This is a genomic window from Westiellopsis prolifica IICB1 (assembly GCF_004323185.1).
GTDB lineage: Bacteria > Cyanobacteriota > Cyanobacteriia > Cyanobacteriales > Nostocaceae > Pelatocladus > Pelatocladus prolificus_A.
Genome location: NZ_NAPS01000003.1, coordinates 465736 through 486468, shown reverse-complemented (window position 1 = coordinate 486468; position 20733 = coordinate 465736). Strand labels below are relative to the sequence as shown.

At 37.8% G+C, this 20733-nt stretch carries 17 protein-coding genes and 1 pseudogene; 15 read left to right on the top strand and 3 right to left on the bottom strand.

Going from position 1 to position 20733, the window contains the following annotated elements; genetic code table 11:
* Positions 1–191, top strand: a pseudogene (locus tag B4U84_RS30900) (ISAs1-like element ISPlr1 family transposase); the annotation flags it as partial.
* 416 nt (positions 192–607) lie between these two features.
* Positions 608–1339 (top strand): LuxR C-terminal-related transcriptional regulator, encoded by a 732-nt coding sequence (locus tag B4U84_RS27225; RefSeq protein WP_131121319.1) that lies wholly within the window; start codon positions 608–610, stop codon positions 1337–1339.
* A 588-nt stretch (positions 1340–1927) separates the two neighbouring features.
* Here B4U84_RS27225 and B4U84_RS27220 read toward each other — a convergent pair.
* Complete coding sequence (locus B4U84_RS27220) at positions 1928–2647, bottom strand: LuxR C-terminal-related transcriptional regulator (RefSeq protein WP_044446470.1); 720 nt, start codon at positions 2645–2647, stop codon at positions 1928–1930.
* 2127 nt (positions 2648–4774) lie between these two features.
* Here B4U84_RS27220 and ambP2 point away from each other — a divergent pair.
* The 13 genes from ambP2 to B4U84_RS32000 all read left to right on the top strand — a co-directional run bounded on the left by ambP2 (position 4775) and on the right by B4U84_RS32000 (position 18389).
* Complete coding sequence (ambP2, locus tag B4U84_RS27215; protein WP_476422772.1) at positions 4775–5815, top strand: dimethylallyltranstransferase AmbP2; 1041 nt, start codon at positions 4775–4777, stop codon at positions 5813–5815.
* A gap of 72 nt (positions 5816–5887) precedes the next feature.
* Entirely contained in the window at positions 5888–7090 is a 1203-nt protein-coding gene (locus tag B4U84_RS27210) for a 4-hydroxy-3-methylbut-2-enyl diphosphate reductase (RefSeq protein WP_131121262.1), read from the top strand.
* A gap of 72 nt (positions 7091–7162) precedes the next feature.
* Positions 7163–7849 carry a hypothetical protein gene (locus tag B4U84_RS27205; RefSeq protein ID WP_131121261.1) on the top strand — a complete coding sequence of 229 codons (687 nt, stop codon included), beginning with the start codon at positions 7163–7165 and terminating at the stop codon, positions 7847–7849.
* Positions 7850–7919: 70 nt separating this feature from the next.
* The gene (locus B4U84_RS27200; RefSeq protein ID WP_017308631.1) at positions 7920–8996 is read left to right on the top strand and encodes an aromatic ring-hydroxylating oxygenase subunit alpha; all 1077 of its coding nucleotides are present in this window, start codon (positions 7920–7922) and stop codon (positions 8994–8996) included.
* 166 nt (positions 8997–9162) lie between these two features.
* Entirely contained in the window at positions 9163–10173 is a 1011-nt protein-coding gene (locus tag B4U84_RS27195) for an NAD(P)H-dependent amine dehydrogenase family protein (RefSeq protein ID WP_131121260.1), read from the top strand.
* Positions 10174–10576: 403 nt separating this feature from the next.
* A complete protein-coding gene (locus tag B4U84_RS27185) occupies positions 10577–11263 on the top strand; it encodes a hypothetical protein (protein WP_165490374.1) in 687 nt (228 codons plus the stop codon).
* Positions 11264–11603: 340 nt separating this feature from the next.
* Positions 11604–12287, top strand: a complete 684-nt coding sequence (locus B4U84_RS27180) for a hypothetical protein (protein ID WP_131121258.1) — start codon at positions 11604–11606, stop codon at positions 12285–12287.
* Between the two features lie 329 nt (positions 12288–12616).
* Positions 12617–13309: a hypothetical protein gene (locus B4U84_RS27175; RefSeq protein ID WP_131121257.1), complete on the top strand. Its 693-nt coding sequence runs from the start codon at positions 12617–12619 to the stop codon at positions 13307–13309.
* Positions 13310–13703: 394 nt separating this feature from the next.
* The gene (locus tag B4U84_RS27170; RefSeq protein ID WP_131121256.1) at positions 13704–14792 is read left to right on the top strand and encodes an aromatic ring-hydroxylating oxygenase subunit alpha; all 1089 of its coding nucleotides are present in this window, start codon (positions 13704–13706) and stop codon (positions 14790–14792) included.
* An 87-nt stretch (positions 14793–14879) separates the two neighbouring features.
* On the top strand, positions 14880–15563 hold the full coding sequence (locus B4U84_RS27165; RefSeq protein WP_131121255.1) for a hypothetical protein: 684 nt from the start codon (positions 14880–14882) through the stop codon (positions 15561–15563).
* Positions 15564–16000: 437 nt separating this feature from the next.
* On the top strand, positions 16001–16849 hold the full coding sequence (locus B4U84_RS27160) for a Rieske (2Fe-2S) protein (protein ID WP_131121254.1): 849 nt from the start codon (positions 16001–16003) through the stop codon (positions 16847–16849).
* 210 nt (positions 16850–17059) lie between these two features.
* Positions 17060–17932, top strand: coding sequence for a 2OG-Fe(II)-dependent halogenase WelO5 family protein (locus B4U84_RS27155; protein WP_131121253.1), 873 nt, complete (start codon positions 17060–17062; stop codon positions 17930–17932).
* A 199-nt stretch (positions 17933–18131) separates the two neighbouring features.
* On the top strand, positions 18132–18389 hold the full coding sequence (locus B4U84_RS32000) for a helix-turn-helix domain-containing protein (protein ID WP_278248361.1): 258 nt from the start codon (positions 18132–18134) through the stop codon (positions 18387–18389).
* Here B4U84_RS32000 and devC read toward each other — a convergent pair.
* Positions 18343–19509 (bottom strand): ABC transporter permease DevC, encoded by a 1167-nt coding sequence (devC, locus tag B4U84_RS27145; RefSeq protein ID WP_131121252.1) that lies wholly within the window; start codon positions 19507–19509, stop codon positions 18343–18345. The genes B4U84_RS32000 and devC overlap by 47 nt on opposite strands.
* Before the next feature lie 23 nt (positions 19510–19532).
* Complete coding sequence (locus B4U84_RS27140) at positions 19533–20726, bottom strand: ABC exporter membrane fusion protein (RefSeq protein WP_131121251.1); 1194 nt, start codon at positions 20724–20726, stop codon at positions 19533–19535.
* Positions 20727–20733 lie beyond the last annotated feature (7 nt).

Sequence of the window (20733 nt, the reverse complement as noted above, 5' to 3'; positions counted from 1 at the left end):
TGACTCAACGTCGGGTATCGGTGTTTGATAATTTGGATCATATTTCCAATGATTGGGTTGGGCTAAAACGAATAGTTCAAGTTGAACGTCTTGGTACTCGTGCTGGTAAGCCTTATGAGGAAACCGTATATTACATAAGTTCAATGACCCTTGAAGCTTCAGATTTTGCCCAAGGCATTCGTGGTCATTGAGGTGTAGAAAATCGATGACATTGGGTCAAAGATGTTGTGTTTGATGAAGACAAGGCACAAATGGTTGATGGTTATGCATCTGCAAATTTCTCCATTCTTCGCAGTTTTGTAATTAACTTGTTTCGTCACAATGGTTTTGATTCCCTAACCAGAGCAATACGACATTGTGCCCATAATATCCTATTACTATTTTCCTTTTTAGAATGAAACAGCCCTGCGAACAAAAGGGTACAACAAAGAGTTCTTAGACACTTTGCTTAGAAGTTTATTTTTTTGGAAGTCTCTTACAAGGTAATGTCTCTGTTTAGCTTTCCTCAAATTCTACTAGCTAGGCAGTTACCTTAAAGCTAGAATAAGATGGACAATTTGGTTCTGCCTAGTCCTTGATCGGGTACAAAGTATCAAATGAAGCGATGATGACAAAATCGTTACAATCTCTATTCCAGTTAATTGCTAAGGCTAAAGATGAACAAGAGTTGAAATCGCAAATTTCTGCGGAGGTGGGCGAGTATTTCACTGCTAAAAGGTGGAGATTGCTTTTTTTTAATCAGCTACCTTCTATTTATGCCAGTTTTCAAAAAAGCAATTTTCAGAAAGCCCTGCAACTAGGATTATCTACTAAATACAATCCAGTCTTGTCCTACTTAGTGGAACGCCACGCTCCTGTTCATGAAGGATTAGTAGTATCACCAAAAACATGGAGGCTAATTTGTCCCCGTAATGATCACTGGCACGTCATGGCAGGTCCAATTGTAAGCAATGGACAATTAGTGGGTATAGTAGCCTTGACCCGTGAAAAGGGAATGCCTGCATTTAACACACAAAATCTAGCAGATTTAAGTGCTCTTTGTCTACATCTATCCACTTGGGTTGCAACAGGAGGCTCACAAACTATTTCTATTTCCCTGAAGCCATCTGAACAAACGAGATTGAATTCTTTTGAGATTAAACCTCTAACTCCACGTGAAGTAGAAATTTCTGAACTCGTAGCACGGGGATTTACAAATGCTGAAATTGGTACAATTCTCGGAATTCAGGAAAATTCTGTCAAACAAGCTTTAAAACGTATGTTTCGTAAACTTGAAGTTTCATCTCGTGCTGAAATGGTTGCCAAGCTTTCTTCCTTCCAATTTAGCAACGTCAATTAATTCTCATTTTATCTGACAACAAATGTTGTTCCTCTGAAACTGCACATTTTATAACCTTTATATAGCAAAGCTTTTAGCCTTGAGCCGAGAAATGTGCTAATTTTGTTAGTTGCGGGAGCGTGCGATCGCGAACCTTGAGCGCTCATTCTTGCACCTACCTTATATCCCAGTACTGCAAGGGATAGAATTTTCCATCATAATTATGCAACGCCGAGACGTGCTATGGCACGTCTCTGGTGAGTTTAAAAGTCAAGCGATTTGTCTTATCCGAGCAGTATTGCCTTATATCTCATCAGGTATAATGTGATACTAGTTTAATATGAAGACGCATACAAAGACCACATCCCGGCTTCGCCACCCCTCCACACTTGCGGATGCAGCTGGCGAATAGGGGGTCAAACCCCTCGTTCGCCCACAAATTGGTTGTAGAGACGCGCCATGGCGCGTCTCTACATCTGGTGGAATGACGAAAAATCGTCGGTGAGGGGTGTCACCCCTGATTCGCCAGATGTATCCTTGCGGGGAAGGGTAAAATTCGGGAGCAGCTTCACGAAGAATTGATATAAGTGCAAATTCAGAGGTTTGGTGTCATATTATGTTAATTTTATTACTTGCTAATTCCTGACAACCACGTGAGTTGAATTGCATTCTAGCTAACACATCATGATTATGTTGTAAAACGTCATTTTTGATTGCCCATAGAACTGCTTCAGTTCGTGAATTCAGTCCTAATTTTGCATAAATTTGGCTAATATAATTGCGTATTGTTTGATGACCTAAACTTAGCTCATTAGCAATACAAGTATTATCCAAACCTCGCGCTATCATCCTTAGAATTTGTTGTTCTCGCTGTGTCAAATTAGCATTTTCAGCTTGATTCCATTCGCCTTTATTAGATTGAACATAATCTTCTACAAGATTTTTACTAAACCATGTTTTCCCTTGGGCTACTGTAAGACTAGCATTAATTAGTGTTTGTGGTTCTTCAGATTTCAGTACACAGCCTGCTATACCATTTCTTTTTAAAATGGAAAGAGCTAGTTTGTTATGATTCATAAGCCCTAATATCTTTAGCTTCGCACAATTCCTGTGTAAAAAAGCTATTGCATCAGGGAATTTGAATTGAGGTAAATCTAAATCCATAATTATTAAATCTGGTTGAAGCTTTTGATGTAATTTTCTAATTTTATGACTACTGTTTGCTTCACCTACTATGATTAATTTTTTTTCGACACTTAGAGTAGTACGAATACCTACTCCTATTAATGAAGGTTCGTTAGCAAGTAATACCCGAATATTATTGTACATCTGTATACCCTCCCTCATATTTGGTTTTCAGAAAATATTAGGACTTACGCCTTGACAAAAATCGGATTATGTAGTTTAGACTTATTTAATGCCCTTCTTTCTTTAATTGGGTGCAAGCAAGATCGACTTATGCATAAGTGAGATAAAAAATGAGAAATTCTTGCTCGATCTGAACTATTACAGAACTGCACAGAAGTTGGCGCTAGAGTGTTATTCACATAGGAGTTGATTTGTAAAGTGCATAAATCCTAAATATTTAGTTGGGTTTACGTGCCTTATCATCCCTCATAAATAATTTCGCACTCCCATAGTATTTTTAAAGGAACTTATTGAATGACACTGCAAAAGATACTAGAGTGTCTGTACCAAATTTGATCCATGTATTACCTCTATGGCAAGTACGGATGACTTATGATTACTGGCTAGAAAAAGACATTGTTGAATCTTATAGACTATCAATAAATCATTGATGGACGAAGCCATTTGAATTGAAATTATGCATCTGCTGTCGAAAATTGCCAGTTAACTATAAGTTCCCTTGCTTTATGCATTTAGACTGGCAATTTTTTCCTCAAAGTCATTTTTGTTAAAAAGTCTTTCTGTCAAAACACTCAAGGTTAAAGCCATCGGTAGCAGGTTGATGTAATCAATATTTTGTCGATTGACTAACTATTAATCAAAACTTCGTCAAAATCGTTGTAGAAAACAGTATCTTGGGGAAGCTGTTGCGTAATATTTAGACGCTTCATTCATTTTTTGACATCAAAACATATTACAAACATATTTCCCACATTCTTAGCGTGACATTAATCGACAAGATCAAACTGATTTTAACCTGTGACTCATACGAAGCATCATAACCCTGCTTTTAACATGTACATGTAACATAAATTTTTAAATATTTCTGTAATAAAAAGAACCGTAATGATACTCAACTGTGTATTATTATTGAGATTAAAATATACATAGTCTTAATTTATACTTTAAGGAGAATTATTTTTTGTTCACTTATCCCAAATATTGATAAAGCTTATCATTCAATAATACTGTTATGGAGTAGCTTTTGCTTTTAAATACTATTATATTGAATATTTACTATTGGCTCTATTTGATTTTAGATGAAAAAATAAAACATATTTATTTAAAATACTGAGTTGTATTTAAACTTACTGACTCAGCAACTTTGTGGTTATATTAAGATTTGATGACAATTAAATGATAAAATCCCTATATGTTGGAAAACGCAGACTTTGCAGTGAAAGTCTCTTGTAGAAGTAATAAATGTATCTAGCGGCAGATATCAAGCAAAAAACTTTCTTTTTTATTTAAAAATATAGCTTAGGTAGGATGCAATTATTCTTGTAAGGAGTATCTCAATTTTTGAAAAACATAGGGGAGAAAAATGCTTCGCTAGCAATTGTCGCGAAGTAATTTGGCTTTTTAATCTTGGAATTCCTCCTCTTGTTGTTCGGAGCCAGTAATATCTACTAAACAATCATCCAAAAAATCAATTGCTTTCTGTAATTCATCAAAAATGCTACGTCTGGTAACAGACATGAGTACACGGCTTTCAAACGGCGGTGGACAACAGTTTAACCCCATAGCGATCGCACTCAACCAACAAATGATTGACCACACCCAGTAAACATCTATCTCCTTCTACCCTGTTTTCTGTATTTCTTAGAAGAGTAGTAAACAACAAAACTTATGAAGGTAGGTTTTATGGTATTCATGAAGAAATACTCACTGAAAATTTTTTCTTTTACAGTGAAGATAAACTCAATAAGTTTAGATAACAATTTAATAAAAAAGTACATGTGTAACTGTACTAATTTTTTAATAAAAAGCTAAATTAGTGCATGATGTGATGTAGTAATTATCAAAAATCAGGTCATCCAATTTTGAATTTTGGATTACCCTGCACCCTAGGGCGCAGCCCTTCTCGTAGAATAGCCGCAAAAGCGTCTATGGAAAATGGAATTGACCCCACGGACGGGTCCGCTTTCTTGAGGATTTTGGATGCGTGGATTTTCGATTTCTTCCCAGGATTTATCTGCTTTTTTGTACCCTGATCGGAATTATCGGTCAAAATTAAGTATTTAAAAACTAATATTCATACTCCTCCTAGTGAATGAATCAACAATGAATACTAAAAATTCTGAACAAGCAATCCTAAATTCTGAATACTATGAAACTCAAGAAATTAGTCATGAAATCAAAACTGTAAATGCTTCTGTACAATCGTCAATTTTGAAAGACACAAACACATATCTTACAGAAGCTACTTTTAATTTGCCAGACTACCTTGCACAACGGCGGGAGAAAGTTGAAGCAGCACTCGAAAGCTCAATCACTTCAGGTTATCCAGAAAAGCTATACAAGTCTATGCGTTATTCCTTAATGGCCGGGGGAAAACGTCTGCGCCCAATTTTATGTCTTGCCAGCTGTGAATTATCTGGGGGCGTTTTAGAAATGGCTATGCCCACTGCTTGTGCGCTGGAAATGCTTCACACGATGTCTTTAATGCATGACGACTTACCTGCTTTAGATAACGACGACTATCGTCGAGGTAAGTTAACCAATCATAAAATCTATGGTGAAAATATTGCCATACTGGCTGGCGATGCACTTTTGCCCTATGCATTTGAATATATAGTAGTTCAAACAAAAGGAGTTCCAGCTGATCGCCTGTTAAGAGTTATTGGTCAGTTAAGTCATGCGGTTGGAGCAGCAGGTTTAGCAGGTGGTCAAGTTGCTGATCTTGAATCAGAGAAATTGCAAAATATTGATCTAGCAACTCTCAACTTTATTCACTCTCACAAAACTGGTGCGTTATTGGAAGCCTGTGTTGTTTCAGGAGCATTGTTAGTAGGAGCAAATGATGAGGTTTTACGGAGGCTTTCTCGTTATGCTCGGAATATTGGTCTTGCCTTTCAGATTATCGATGATGTTCTAGATGTTATTGCAACTAAAGAACAACTAGGTAAAACCCCAGGTAAGGACGAAAAAGCACAGAAAGCAACTTATCCTAGTTTGTTAGGAATTAATGAATCTAGATACCAGGCACAAAAATTAATTGAGGAAGCCAAGAAAGAACTTGCTCCTTTTGAGGAAAAAGCTATCCCTTTAATAAGTCTAGCTGACTATATTATCACTAGAACTCACTAAGTAGCTAAGTACTTATCATAAATTGCTGGCACCAGCATGGATGTTATATCTGTATACCCACTTTCAAGTCAGATGGATACAAAAGCCTTAAAGCGATCGCTCCATAATTCTAATCGATATTACCGTAATGGGTTTGGACATAAAGTAGAAGCAACAGAAAGATTGCATTTTGAGTATCAGAGTGATTTAATCCAACAGATCCGAGAGAATGGCTATAAATTACAACGAGGTGATGTCACCATTCGACTAGCAGAAGCATTTGGATTTTGCTGGGGGGTCGAGCGGGTGATTGCTTTAACTTATGAAACACGAAAGCAATTTCCAACTGAACGAATTTGGATTACCAACGAGATTATTCACAATCCTACGGTTAATCAAAATCTGACAGAAATGCAGATTGAATTTATTCCAATGAATGAGGAGGGACAGAAGGATTTTACGGTTATTACTGAGCAAGATGTAGTAATTCTACCTGCCTTTGGAGCTACAATTCAGGAAATTCAATTATTAAACACAATAGGCTGTACAATTGTAGATACAACTTGTCCCTGGGTTTCTAAAGTTTGGAATAGTGTTGAAAAGCACAAAAAACATAGTTATACATCCATTATCCACGGTAAGTATAAGCATGAAGAAACAATTGCAACTAGTTCCTATGCCGACAAATATCTAATTATCCTTAATTTACAACAGGCAAAGTATGTCTGCGATTATATTCTCAATGGTGGAGACCGTGAAGAATTCTTGAGTAAATTTGCTGGTAGCTATTCTTTAGGATTTGACCCAGACACCGATTTAGAACGTATAGGAATTGCTAATCAAACAACAATGCTCAAAAGGGAAACCGAGCAAATTGGGAAGCTATTTGAGCGTACTCTCATGCGTAAGTATAGTCCAAGCCAAATCAATAATCATTTCTTGAGCTTCAACACCATCTGCGATGCAACCCAAGAGCGTCAGGATGCAATGTTCAAACTTGTGGAAGAAAAGATAGACCTGATGGTTGTGGTGGGTGGCTTTAACTCCTCTAACACAACTCACTTGCAGGAAATCGCCTTGAAATATGGTATCCCCTCTTATCACATCGACAGTGTAGAACGTTTAGGGCCAGGTAATCGCATTCAGCATAAAAAACTGCATTCCAGCTTAGAAGTAGTTGAAGATTGGCTACCACCTGGCCAGATTGTAGTAGGAATTACCTCTGGAGCTTCTACTCCGGATAACATTGTTTCCAATGTTATTGAAAAGATTTTTGAAATTAAAGCGGCTAGATAATAAAAATTTGAAATCTGCTGCGTAAAAAACAATTAACGCTACACAAAATTTCTTAATCAAGAGAAAAAACTCATGAAACGAAATTTTATCATTGCTGCCATTGTTTTGTTAGTATACATTTTCTCTGGAATTAATGTTTTTGCCAATGCAGCAAGTGCTGTTTCTATTCCTATCAAAAATGCAGGATTTGAAGAACCGATCTTGCAAATTGAAGATGATTATACTATTGATACCCCTCCTGGTTGGATAACATACGATCCAGGTGGTCTAGTACTTGCAAAACGAACAAGAATCACTTCAAATAATGGTGTGGGGTATACTGGTTCAAACTCAGAATTCTATAACCACAAAGCTCCGGAAGGCCGCAATGTAGCATTTGTTTATCTTGCTCAAGAAATTGGAAGCGGTATTGCTGGTCTGGAACAGACGCTTGATGCAGTCTTAAAACCTAACACAAAATATACCTTAACGGTTGATATCGGTAATTCAGGAGGTAGCTTCCAAGGGAAAACCTTGGATGGTTTTCCTGGCTATCGTATAGAATTACTGGCGGGTGATACAGTTTTGGCTGCTGATCACAATACCCTCTATATTAAAGAGAAAGACTTCAAAAGTACAACAGTGACATTTACTGCTACACCTGAGTCTCCTTATCTGGGTCAACATTTAGGAATTCGACTCATCAATCCTTTACAAGGCAAATTCTCAGGTGTTGATTTTGATAATGTCCGTTTAACTGCGGAACCAGCTGAAACTTAAACTGTTTTTTTAAAGTAATAGCTATGGTATACCAATTTTGATTTTCTTGTATTGAGGAAAGAACAAACGAATGGTTAGTTATCTTGAGAAAAGCGTAAACCCAGTCATAAAATCGGAAACTCAAGTTGGGCAGACAATGAATTTGGCAGCTAGTTGGTATGTTGCCATGCTGTCGAAAGAATTAGGTAAAAAACCACAAGCAATCGAGTTATTTGGTCGCCCCTTAGTTGCATGGCGAGACAAAGCTGGCAAAGCTGTAATTATGGATCGTTTTTGCTCACACTTAGGTGCATCTTTAGCAATCGGTGAGGTCGTAGATGGTTGCATTCAATGTCCTTTTCATCACTGGCGCTACGATAGTTCTGGTGTGTGCGTGGACATCCCAAAGGTAGCAGCACCTGTGACAGATCAGATTCCGGCAACAGCGCGTCAACAAACGTATGTGACACAGGAAAAATATGGTTATATCTGGGTGTGGTATGGTACTGCACATCCTTTGTTTGATTTACCCAAGTTTGATGCAGCAGAAAGCAGCAACAAGCATAAATATATGTCTTATCGCTTCTTTTTAAAAGCTAACACTACTGTGCGGCGGGTAATAGAAAACGCATTTGACCACCACCATTTAGTTACAATACATCATATAGATGTAGCTGATCAAATTGAACTAACCCTACTAAATAAGGAGGACATAGAGCTTGGTGAAATACCAGTTATAAAAGAAGCCTGGATAGGAAGTATACTCAAAGCTCGGATTAAAAATAATGTTGGTGTTGGTGCGATTATTAAGTTTTTAGGGTTAAATGTTGAAACTCAAGGAAACCGACTAGATGGTTGGCCAAGTGGATACATAAATACATTTAGTTGTGATGGACAGCAAAAGGCTAAGGTACTCGCTAGTATCACTCCAATTTCTAAAAATCAGACAATATTACAAGTTTTGGTCATGATTAACAAAACTGGTAACTTGTGGCTGGATCTAATTTCCTACATCATTTTTGGCTGGCTAACAAAAGCTAATGGATTGCTAGATCAACCAATCTGGGACACCATGAGTACAGATACAGGTCAGGCATTTATAAAGTCTGACCAGCCATTATTGAAGTACAGACAATTTTATCAAAGTTGGGTTGCTAAGGCACAGTAAAACAAAGAAGCAAAAACTTATGAAACTAAATTTGCTTGTTACTGCCATTGCTTGATTAGTTTATATTGCTTTTGGAACTGATAGCCTTATCTAGCCAAAGAACTAGCAGCAATCAAGAACGATAAACTTTCATGAACCAAAAAGTATCTAATCAGGAGGATTTGTCATGACAGAGCCGAAGATCCGAGCAATAGTCTGGGGTTGTGGTCATATGGGTCAGATAATCATCAAGTACTTGAAGGATAAAGGTGTTGAACTTGTGGGTGCTATTGACCGCAATGTCTCCCGCGTTGGCAAAGATGCAGGAGAAATCTCGGCACTGAAGAGGTCATTGGGGACATTTATACATCATCCTGATGAAGCCAAACAGGTATTTCACAAAGCTAATGCAAATGTTTGTATAATCAGCACACGTAGCTTGATGATTGACATCTATGATTCGCTAGAAACGTCGGCACGACATGGAGTCAATGCTATCACGCTTGCAGAAGAAGCATTCTATCCTTGGAATACCTCTCCTGACCTGACTCAAAAATTGGATAAGCTAGCAAAAGAGCATAACTGTACACTCACAGGTTCGGGTTTTCAAGATGTTTTCCTTGGAAATCTCATTAGCATTTTAGCTGCTGGTACTCACCGTATTGATCGCATTCAAGCTATTATCCAATACAACATAGATGGCTATGGCAGCTCTGTCGCTGCTCAGTATGGTGTAGGACTTAGTGTGGAGGCTTTCAAGCAACAAATCTCAGGTTATACAGAACCTTTCCCTTCTTGGTATATGAATGAGTGGCTGTGTGCCCATTTAGGATTGGCTATTCGCACTCAAAAGCAGGAGTTTTGGCCCATCACAAATATAAAAACCATCCACTCAACCTCCCTGAAGACTGACATCTCTGTAGGTAGTGTCACTGGAATGAAAGCTGTCGTGACTACTGAAACTGAAAAAGGAGTAATTATTGAAAATCAGGTGCTGGGAAAAATTTATACACCTGATGAAATCGACACTTATGAATGCACTTTGGTTGGTGAACCGACTACCACCCTCACTATTCATCGACCTGCAACAGCGCAGATGACATGTGCTTCCCTTGTCAACCGACTGCAACATTTAATTGATGCACCTCCTGGTTTTGTGACTACAGACAAGATGCAACCACCCAATTACTGGATGTAATTACTCATCGTTGAAACTGAAATTCACTACTAAATTACAATACCTTCGCCAAATTTATGAACTGCTAGAACAAAGATCAGCTGGGTGGATGCGCCCTAAATTGGTAACTCTGTGGAAAATATTTGCGAGTAAAACTGGGTCTGGTTTTTCCCGAAGGAATTTTATAGTTTCCTCAACATACTTATAACCTCGGAATAAAGCTTTGAGGTCTGTAATACTAAAATCAGGGTTAAATCGACGGAAGTGAGAAAGCAAAACCTGTGAGACGTAACTAATAATTATACTACAGAAAGCCCTCTTTATTTTGGCGAAGGTATTGAAATTAAACACTTTTCAGATATCCTCTTAGCACCTAATATTGATTGAAACAGATGTATCTAAATTGGTAGAGGAACAAAAGCTTATGAAGCAAAATCTGATTGTTGCTGTTACTGTTTTTTTGATATACATTTGCTTTACAATAAATACTCCTGCTAATGCTGCAAATGTGATTCAAATTCCCATCAATAATCCGGGATTTGAAGATCCTTTTTTGAAGGTAAAAGATGAATTTACTCTTGAGACACCAACTAACTGGACAATGTATAATCCAGATGGTTTGATCCCTGAAAAACCAACAGACTCAACTTCCTATTTAGGCGTAACAAATGCTTTTCCAAGATCAGCCTTCTATGACCAACATGCTCCAGAAGGCCGGAATATAGGATCTGTTTACCTAATCCAAAAATCAGGAAGCGGTATCGCGGGTCTGGAACAAACACTTGATGCTACCTTAGAACCCAATACAAAATACACGTTAATGGTTGATATAGGCAACGCAGCAGATAGCTTCAAAGACATTTCTCTAGCTGTTTTTCCTGGCTATCGTGTGGAATTACTAGCAGGTGATACAGTGTTGGCTGCTGATGAAAATACCATCTCCATAGAGGAGGGAGGATTCAAAACCTCAACAGTAACATTTACTACTAAGCCTAACACGCCCTTATTAGGCCAGAAGTTAGGAATTCGGCTTATTAATCTTTTACAAAGTTCATCTGCAAATATTGATTTCGATAATGTCCGCCTAACTGCACAACCTACCAATATTTAATATTTTTCACAATTTAGCAGTATCTATTTAGAGAAGAAAATGTAATTAATTTTGGATAAGCACTGAATTAATTTATCTTTTTAAGTATTCTCCTTGTTGGACTTTTAACGGTTATCAGTTATCAGTAAATAGTGATGTATTTATTCTTGGGTTTAAGTCTCCCACCAATTGATGGTAGGCGTTGGTGGTGGGTTTAAATCCCCCACCATACGCCGTGATAACTGATAACTGATAACTGTTCACTGTTCACTTTTCACTGATTTAATTGATTACAAGATTCTCAGCACACAAGATTGATTGAAAGAGATTTTTATCAAAATTGGTGAAGGAACAAAAACTCATGAAACTAAAATCAATTGTTGCTGTTGTTTTTTTGATATTCATTTGCCTTGGAATTAATACCCCTGCTAATGCTACAGGTGCTGTTTCTATTCCTATCAAAAATGCAGGATTTGAAGATCCTTTCTTGGAGGTGAAAGATTACTATACTGTTAATACGCCTCCTGGGTGGTCAACATATGATCCAAATGGTTTAATACCTGAACAACCAACAGTACAGACTTCATATGTAGGCGTGACAAATGCGACCCCAAGTTCAGCTTTTTATGACCAAAAGGTTCCAGAAGGTCGGAATATGGGGTCTGTTTATCTGGCTCATGAACCTGGAAGCGGTATTGCTGGTTTAGAACAGACACTTGATACTGTATTAGAATCCAACAAAAATTACACGTTGCTCGTTGATATTGGCAATTCAGCAGATGGCTACAAAGATATTTCCTTGGCTGATTTCCCTGGCTATCGCGTAGAATTGCTAGCAGGCGACAAAGTTATAGCTGTTGACCATAATAGCGTCTACATCAAAGAGGGAGAATTCAAAACCTCAATGATAAAATTTACAGCTAAACCTGACAGCCCGTATCTAGGGCAGAAGTTAGGAATTCGACTAATAAACTCGTTACAAACTTTGTCTGGGAATATTGATTTTGATAATGTTCGTTTAAGTGTTGAATCGGCTGTAATTTAGACTATTGTGTAGCAAAAATTTAAATCTTATCTAATATTTGCAACTATTTTTTGTTAAAAATAGCCTCTTGATATCGCAAATTTATTGCTCAATTTTTTTGTTTTTTTCACGAATATCCAATAGCGTAGCTACTGATTTATGAATGATATTCATTTATTAACAGAATGTAAGTAAGTCGGTGGGAATAAAACTGAGTTACGAAAAGTAAACATGCCTAAAACCCTTACAAATGACAAAGGAGAAGGGACAAATGACGACCCCAACTAGTTAGCTTTATTCGTGCGGACTTACTTAATCAATTATCTAAACTGATGAATGGGTGAAAATTCATGAAGCGAAATTTGATTGTTGCTGCTATTGTTTTGCTAATATATATCTGCTCTGGAATTAATACACCTGCTAATGCCGCAGTTACTACTTCCATTCCCATCAAAAATCCAGGATTTGAAGAGCCTATTTTGAAAGTAGAAGGTGACTATACAATTGACGCTCCTCCCGGTTGGACAACATACAATCCAAATGGTTTGATACCTGAAAAACGAACCAAATGGACTTCAAATAATGGCGTAGGGCATGTAGGTCCGAACTATGGGCAATTGTTCTATAATCAACAACTTCCAGAAGGTAAAAATATAGGATTTGTTTATCTAGCTCAGAAAACTGGAAGTGGTATTGCTGGTTTTGAACAAACACTTGATGCTGTCTTAGAGCCTAATACTAGTTACAAATTGATAGTTGATATCGGCAATTTTGGAGGTATGTTCAAAGGAGTTTCCTTCGCTGGTTTTCCTGGTTATCGTGTGGAATTACTAGCAGGTGATACTGTTTTAGCTGCCGACCACAATAATCTTTACATCAAAGACGGAGAATTCAAAACATCAACGGTGACATTCACTTCTGCGGCTAACAACCCCTATCTAGGCCAAAAGCTGGGAATCCGACTCATCAACCTCTTACAAGGTAAATTTTCAGGTCTTGATTTTGATAATGTCCGCTTAATTACAGAAACCGTTGATACCTAAACTTTTTTACAGCAGTAGCTGTGTTCTCCTAAGACGCACATTTTAGAATCCTGATACAGCAAGGGTTTCTTTAGGTACGTTTTGCGCTCTCGCAACATATAAAAGAAACATATTCAACTTGAAAATTTCAAATCCTTACTGGGTAAGGGTTCCAAAATGTGTTTTTAAGAGCGTCCCACTGGCGGCGATCGCCACCTGCTATGAATGAAACAAACAAGACAAATCCATCAAATCCTCTTCTCTTCTATCCTCTGACTTCTGACTTGAAAGTCGGGAACTCTTAACAGGGAACAGGAAAAATTCTACTTTCATGCTTGGCGGTGAAATTTGTTTCATTGGGACCGATTTCTTTATTGAAAGGTAAATTTTCTTGTGTTAGTGAAGGAATAAGGAAATGGTTAGTCATGTAGAAAAGAGCTTACAACCGAAAGTAACACAATCACAAACTCAAGCTGACCACAAGAAGATAAATCTAGCAGCAAGTTGGTATATTGCCATGAAATCTAAGGAGGTTGGGAAAAAACTACAAGCTATAGAGTTATTTGGCCTTCCCTTAGTAGCATGGCGAGATCAAGCTGGTAAAGCAGTAATTATGGAGCGTTTCTGCTCACACTTAGGTGCATCTTTAGCAATTGGTCAACTGGTAGATGGTTGCATTCAATGTCCTTTTCATCACTGGCGCTACGATAATTCAGGTGTGTGCGTGCATATACCAAAGGTAGCAACACCTGTGACAGATCAAATTCCGGCAACAGCGCGTCAACAAACGTATGTGACACAGGAAAAATATGGTTATATCTGGGTGTGGTATGGTACTGCACATCCTTTGTTTGATTTACCTAAGTTTGATGTCGCAGAAAGCGACAACAAGCATAAGTATATGCCTTATCGCTTTTCTTTTACAGTTAAAACTAGTGCGCGACGAGTCATGGAAAACGTATTTGATCATCAGCATCTCGTCACACTACACGGGATGGCGGTAAATGGTCAAATTGGACTAACCTTGCTCAATGAGAGGGATGTAGAACCTGACAAACTATCGATTTCAAAAGAAGCCTGGTTTGGATGCACAATGGAAGCTGAAATTAAAAGTTACATGAGTGCAGGTTCGATCGCCAAGGCTTTGGGGTTAGACATTGAAACGGTGTCGAGCCATTCAGATTGTTGGCCGAGTGGCTCTTTAGGCAAATTTATATTTAACGGACAGCAGAAATTTGAGCTACTCATTGGTATTACTCCAATTTCTGAAAACCAGACAATATGGCATGTTTTAATCCTAATCAAAAAAACTGGTAATTTATGGCTGGATCTGCTTTCCTACATTGCTTTTGGCTTGCAAACCAATATTACTACATTGCAAGATAAACCAATTTTCAATACTATGAGCGCAGATACAGGTAAGGCATTTATCAAGTCCGATGAAGCAGTATTGAAATTTAGGCAATTTTATCAAACTTGGGTTGCTAAGGTACAGTCAAATTAATTTAGATTATGAGCTTATTCCAAAATCCTCAGCACGCAATATTTATCGAAACAAATATTATCTAAATTGGTGAAGGAACAAAAATTCATGAAACGAAAATTGATTGTTGCTGTTGTTTGTTTGATATTCATTTGCTTTGGAATTAATACCCCTGCTCATGCTACATCTGTCGTTTCCATTCCTATCAACAATGCTGGATTTGAAGACCCTTTCATGGATGTAGTGGATGATTATACAATCGATACACCTCCTGGTTGGACAACATACGATCCAAATAATTTAGTACCTGAAAAACGAACAACATGGACTTCTAATAACGGTGTAGGATGTGTTGGTCCAGGTACACAGTTTTATAACCAGTTAGCTCCAGAAGGTCGTAATATAGGATACATTTATCTATCTCAAAATCCTGGAAGTGGTGTTGCTGGTTTTGAACAAATACTTGATGCAACCTTAGAACCCGACACAAAGTACACGCTAACAGTTGATGTTGGTAATTTTGCGGGTACATTCAAAGGAGTTTCCTTTGCTGGTTTTCCTGGTTATCGAGTGGAATTACTAGCAGGAGATACAGTTCTTGCTGCTGACCATAATAATCTTTTTATCAAAGAAGGAGAATTCAAAACCTCAACAGTTACATATACCACTACAGCTAAAGATCTCCATTTAGGTCAAAAGTTGGGAATCCGACTTGTCAACCTTTTACAAGACAAATTTTCTGGTCTTGATTTTGATAATGTCCGCCTAACCGCAGAACCCACTGAGACTTAAAATTTGGACGCTGTTATATAGTAATTACCGTGATTTTGAATTTTGAACTTGAATTAGAAAAGTGAAACCTGTCTAGTCTACACTTGTGCAAATCTATCTGTTGCAAGCATTTTTCAAATCGGTATGACTGATGACTAGGATGGGTATCCTAATCGTCTAACTATGGGATGGGTGAAACTTCCATCCCATAGTTAATTGTAATTAATACAAATTTATATAAAATTGAGATATCTGGTTTGAATTTTATAATATGAAGGGATTTGACCAGAAAATAAATAGTTCCGGTTAGTTTTCTTCAGGACTTACGCAAGATGTGACCGAAAACCTTATTCTTGCGTAGGGGTAATTCATGAATTACCCCTACTTTCGTTATGTTTTGCGTAAGTCCTGTTCTTGAAAGAGTATTTAGCCAAAATTAACAAAATCATAAACTCAAGATGAATCTAGCAGCCAGTTGGTACATCGCGATGGTATCCAAGGAACTGAACAGTAAATTACAAAAAATTCAGTTATTTGGCCACTCCTTAATAGCATGGCGAGACAAAATCGGTAAACCAGTAATTATGGATGATTTTTCTACCTATGTTACTAAGGAAGAATATGGTTACATTTGGGTGTGGTACGGTTCTGTTAATCCTTTATTTAACTTACCTGTGTTTGATGTTATAGAAAATAACAAACATAACTATATACATAATTACTTCTCCTTTAGAGCAAAAACGAGTGTACAAAAAATTCTTGAAATTGTACTTAATCATCATCACATAATCAGATCACATAATTCGTCGGTTATTGATCGCATCGAGCATACCTGCCTTGATGAAAAAAATGTAGAACTCAGCAAACTACCGATTACAAAAGAGGCCTGGTTTGGAACCATAACTGAAACCCAAATAAAAGATTATTTTTTTATAAGTGAAATTGCTGCTTTTTTGGGATTAAAAATCACAAAATTGACCAATAGAGTAGATGCTTGGCCAAGTGGATTTTTAAGTAGAATTAAAATTAATGAAAAACATAAAATTAACATATTCGCTAGTGCCAGTCCAATATCTGAAAACGAAATAAAATGGCATGTATTGATATTTATGGAAAAAAATAATAATTTGTTGTTAGACCCACTGTATTATTTAGTTGTTTTTTGGCAAAAAAGAAGTTCTGAATTGGTAGATAAATCAGTCGCAAATTTAATCGATAAATATTTAACTCAGTCATCTATTGAAATTGATAAAACAGTTTTTAAGTTTAGAAATTTTTATGAAATTTGGATTGCTAAGGCAAAATAAAATAGATAAATATTATTTTATTAAAAAAGTACTTATGTAACTAAACAAAGTTTATAATAATCAGTTATTTTTAAACTATGAAGTCATATAGGGATTACTAAATTAGCTAAATATTAGAAAATTGTATTAATTAATAAAAAATAATACAAAAATTTTAATATTGGCACTGTAATTCACGGAAAGCGACTGATAGTAACTGAGGAAAAGCTGATGTCCAATAACGCCGTTTCTACAAAATCTGCTTTAAATTTTTTAGACATCAATGTAACAGAAATCAACAATTATCCTACTGCTATTCAAGATATAGTTATCGACCGTCGCTTCGACGGCATGATCATCCGTGGAGTCTTGCCCTTGGATAGTATTGAGCGAGTTATCCGTCGCCTAGAAGATGAGGATGAGGGCGGCATGAAATTAATCTTTAACAAGAATGAAGAATTTGGCACAAAAGTAGCTCAAATATACGGTCATGTTATTGTTGGTCAATCGCCTGATCTCAAAGACTACTTTGCTTCTTCAGCAATCTTTCGACAAGCTTGTCGTGCTTTGTTCCAAGGAAATCCCGACTTTGAGGAACGGGTAGAGTCGGTACTTCATTCTCTGTGTGGATTACCTGTGGAAATTCCCACAGGACCAGAAGGACAAAGTTATACTCCAGCTACTCTCCGATTGTTGACTGAAGGTCGTGAAATTACAGTTCATGTTGGCAATGATTTCTTGCTAATGCCCGCATCTGAGCATTTGAAAACTTTGCTTGATTTCTCTGATCAGCTTAGTTACTTTATTCCCCTCAGTGTCCCTCAAGCTGGCGGTGAGCTAGTAGTTTACAATCTGGAATGGAATCCAGAACAAGCAGAACAATCAGGTGACCTGCATAAATATATGAATGATGCTGATTCCAGATTCCAGTCTCAGCAGTCCCAAAGCGTAGCTTTTGCACCAGGTCCTGGAGATATGATACTGTTCAATGGTGGTCGATACTACCATCGGGTTAATCAAGTAATTGGCAATTCTCCACGGCGAACCATTGGTGGATTTTTAGCCTTCTCTAAAGAGCGTAATAAGATTTATTACTGGAGTTAAACGTTTAACTTTCTCAACAACAAAAACCAGCCCTTTAATTAAAATCTGCTTGCTATTTGAACAAGCAGATTATTTTTATGGCGTTGCATAATGGCGGTATGAATTGAGGTAAAATTTGCATGGAATGTCCGCGTTGTGAATCGTCCCATAACCATAGGAATAAAAGAAAAAGAGGTAAGCAGAATCACATTTGCCGTGAGTGCGAATTAGAATCATTGCAGGTGGAGGTGGTAGGAAACCTAAATTATCGATACCAAAACAAATAATTTTGACTTTGGTTTATCTCAGACATATGACCACATTTCAACTTCTTGGTATCCAGTTTGGAGTCAGTGAATCTACAGCAAATGAAACATTTAATTATTGGTTGGCACTACTGAGAGAGTTGTTACCATCCATCAGCTTTTCTGCTAAAAAATATCAGCAGGATCAGCAGCTCCTAACTTACGCATTGTAATCGCTCCTGATGCAATGCACATTATAAAAGTCAAAGACAAAATCAGTGTGGCACGCTCCACTGTCATGACGACGGGAAGAAACGTTGCTTGGGCAATGAGTCTGTAAAGCCCAAAAGAAATTGCAAATCCTGGAATAAAGCCCAAAATAGCTAGAATTACAGCTTCTTGAAGTACAAGCCCAATTAAAAAGCGATTGGTATAACCCATAGCTTTCAGGGTAGCGTATTCAGGTAAATGATCAGAAACATCAGAATAAAGAATCTGATAAACAATAACTGTCCCTACTAAAAAGCCGACTATAGTTCCAAATCCAAAAATTACACCGATAGGTCTGGTCTGACCCCAGTAGTCTTTCTCTCTTTGTATAAATTCTTGCTTAGTGAGAATTAGCACATCTTTCGACAATTTTGCTCTTAAATTTGTTTGCACTTTTTTAATATCTGCACCAGGTTTCAGCTTGATCAGACCGACATCAATCTCATCCGGTTGACGTTGTGGAAACAAACGCAAAAAGGTAGAGTCACTAACAATCAAATTACCATCAGCTGCGAATGTGCTTCCCATTGTGAAAACACCAACTACTTGAATTTGTACGTTATTTATTTGTGCTGAAAATGAATTTTTTTCCTGAATTTTGGTAGTAACATTACCTAGATTTGGTCGTGCTGTTCGGTCATAAAGTGCATAATTTAATAGCTTTATTTTACCCAATAGAGGTGTAGCATCTGGTACATCCATTGACGGCTTACTTGGATTAAAACCATAGACTTGCACCTGCCAGAATGTCCGATTATCAGGATTACGCCAACTTCCTATTCCTAGATATAAAACATTGATGGAAGCGACTCCGTCCTTACCAAGAGTTTGAAACAGCTTGGAGCGTGAAAAAGGCTTAATGGTTTGTACATTATCAGATATGGCATTAATCAAGAACAAATCACCTTGTAACAGACTGTGCATCGCCGTCGCAGAAGCAAAAGCAGCCTCCATGAGACCAAGCTGAAAAAACATGAGAATATCAGCAAAAGCAATTCCAGCTAAGGCGACAACGAGGCGACTTCTTTCTCGCTTGACTTGTAGCCAGGCTAGAGGTGTTTTGCGAAATAACTTACGCAACATAAATTTTAAAGAGTATCAAGCGATTATTTTTGCGTTTGCGGTTGAATTGCTACCTGTACTTGTAAGTTAGTCAAACTAGCTACTTTTGCGGTATCCTTGGGATTCACACTAATTCTGACTTCGATAACACGCCGATCAAGGTTCTCTCCGGGTTGATCGCTGAAAACTTTTTGTTGGATAACTTGCAGTCCAACTTGGCGAACCGTTCCACCCACTTCCCCAGAAAACCCTTCACCTGTAATGAGTGCGACTTGACCAACACTAATCTTACTGATATCACTCTGATAAACTTCTGCAACGACTTCCATTTGGTCAGTTTTTCCCAAATCAACAATTCCTTCAGAGGCGATCGCTTCACCTGCATGAGTATGAATTTCTAGGACTTGTCCTGTGATCGGTGCATATATGTAGGACTCTTTCAACTCTGCTTTAGCCCGTTTGACTGCTGCATTTGCTTGATCGACCTCTGTTTGTGCTAACTGGACATCTACAGGACGAACCTCAGAAATTTGGTTGAGCGTAGCTTTGGCTTGATTGATTTGGGCGCGTAAGGTGTCAGCAGTACGATTGCGGTTGGCGTTGACTTCCTTGAGTTGTGCTTGAGCAGTTTCCAGCGTCAGTCGCCTTTGATCGAGATCAGAAGCTGCGATCGCACCTTCTTGATACAGCGCCAAATACCGATTGTACTCTGCTTGTGCAATATTAACCTCGGATTGCCGTCGAGCTATGGTTGCTGCTTGAGTTGCGATTTCGCCTTGCAATTCTTCTTCAAGACGAGTAATTTCAGCTCGTTGAGCTGAAATCTCTCCAGACTTTGCTCCCGCTCTGACTTGAGCTAGTTTTGCTTGAGCAACTTTGACTTGTTCTTGTGCTTCTAGTAAAACTGTTTGCAGGCGATCATGGCTTGCCAAACTAGCAATCATCTCACCTTTGTTAACGCGATCGCCCCGTTTTACCAAAAGTTGAGCAACCCGATCATTTCTGAGTGTTGTCGGTGTAGATACTTGCACGACCTCTGATACAGGTTCTAGTCGTCCTAAAGCCGTAATCGGTTCAGGAGTAGGAGCAGCAACTACAGGTTCAGTAGGCTTGCGTCCAAATTTTGAAATACTATAATACAATGATCCTCCGGCTAAAGCAGTAGCTACAATTACGAGTGCAATTATCCGCCAATTGATAGCCCTTAGCCATTTCAGTTTTTTTGTATCCTTTGCCATCTTTGGA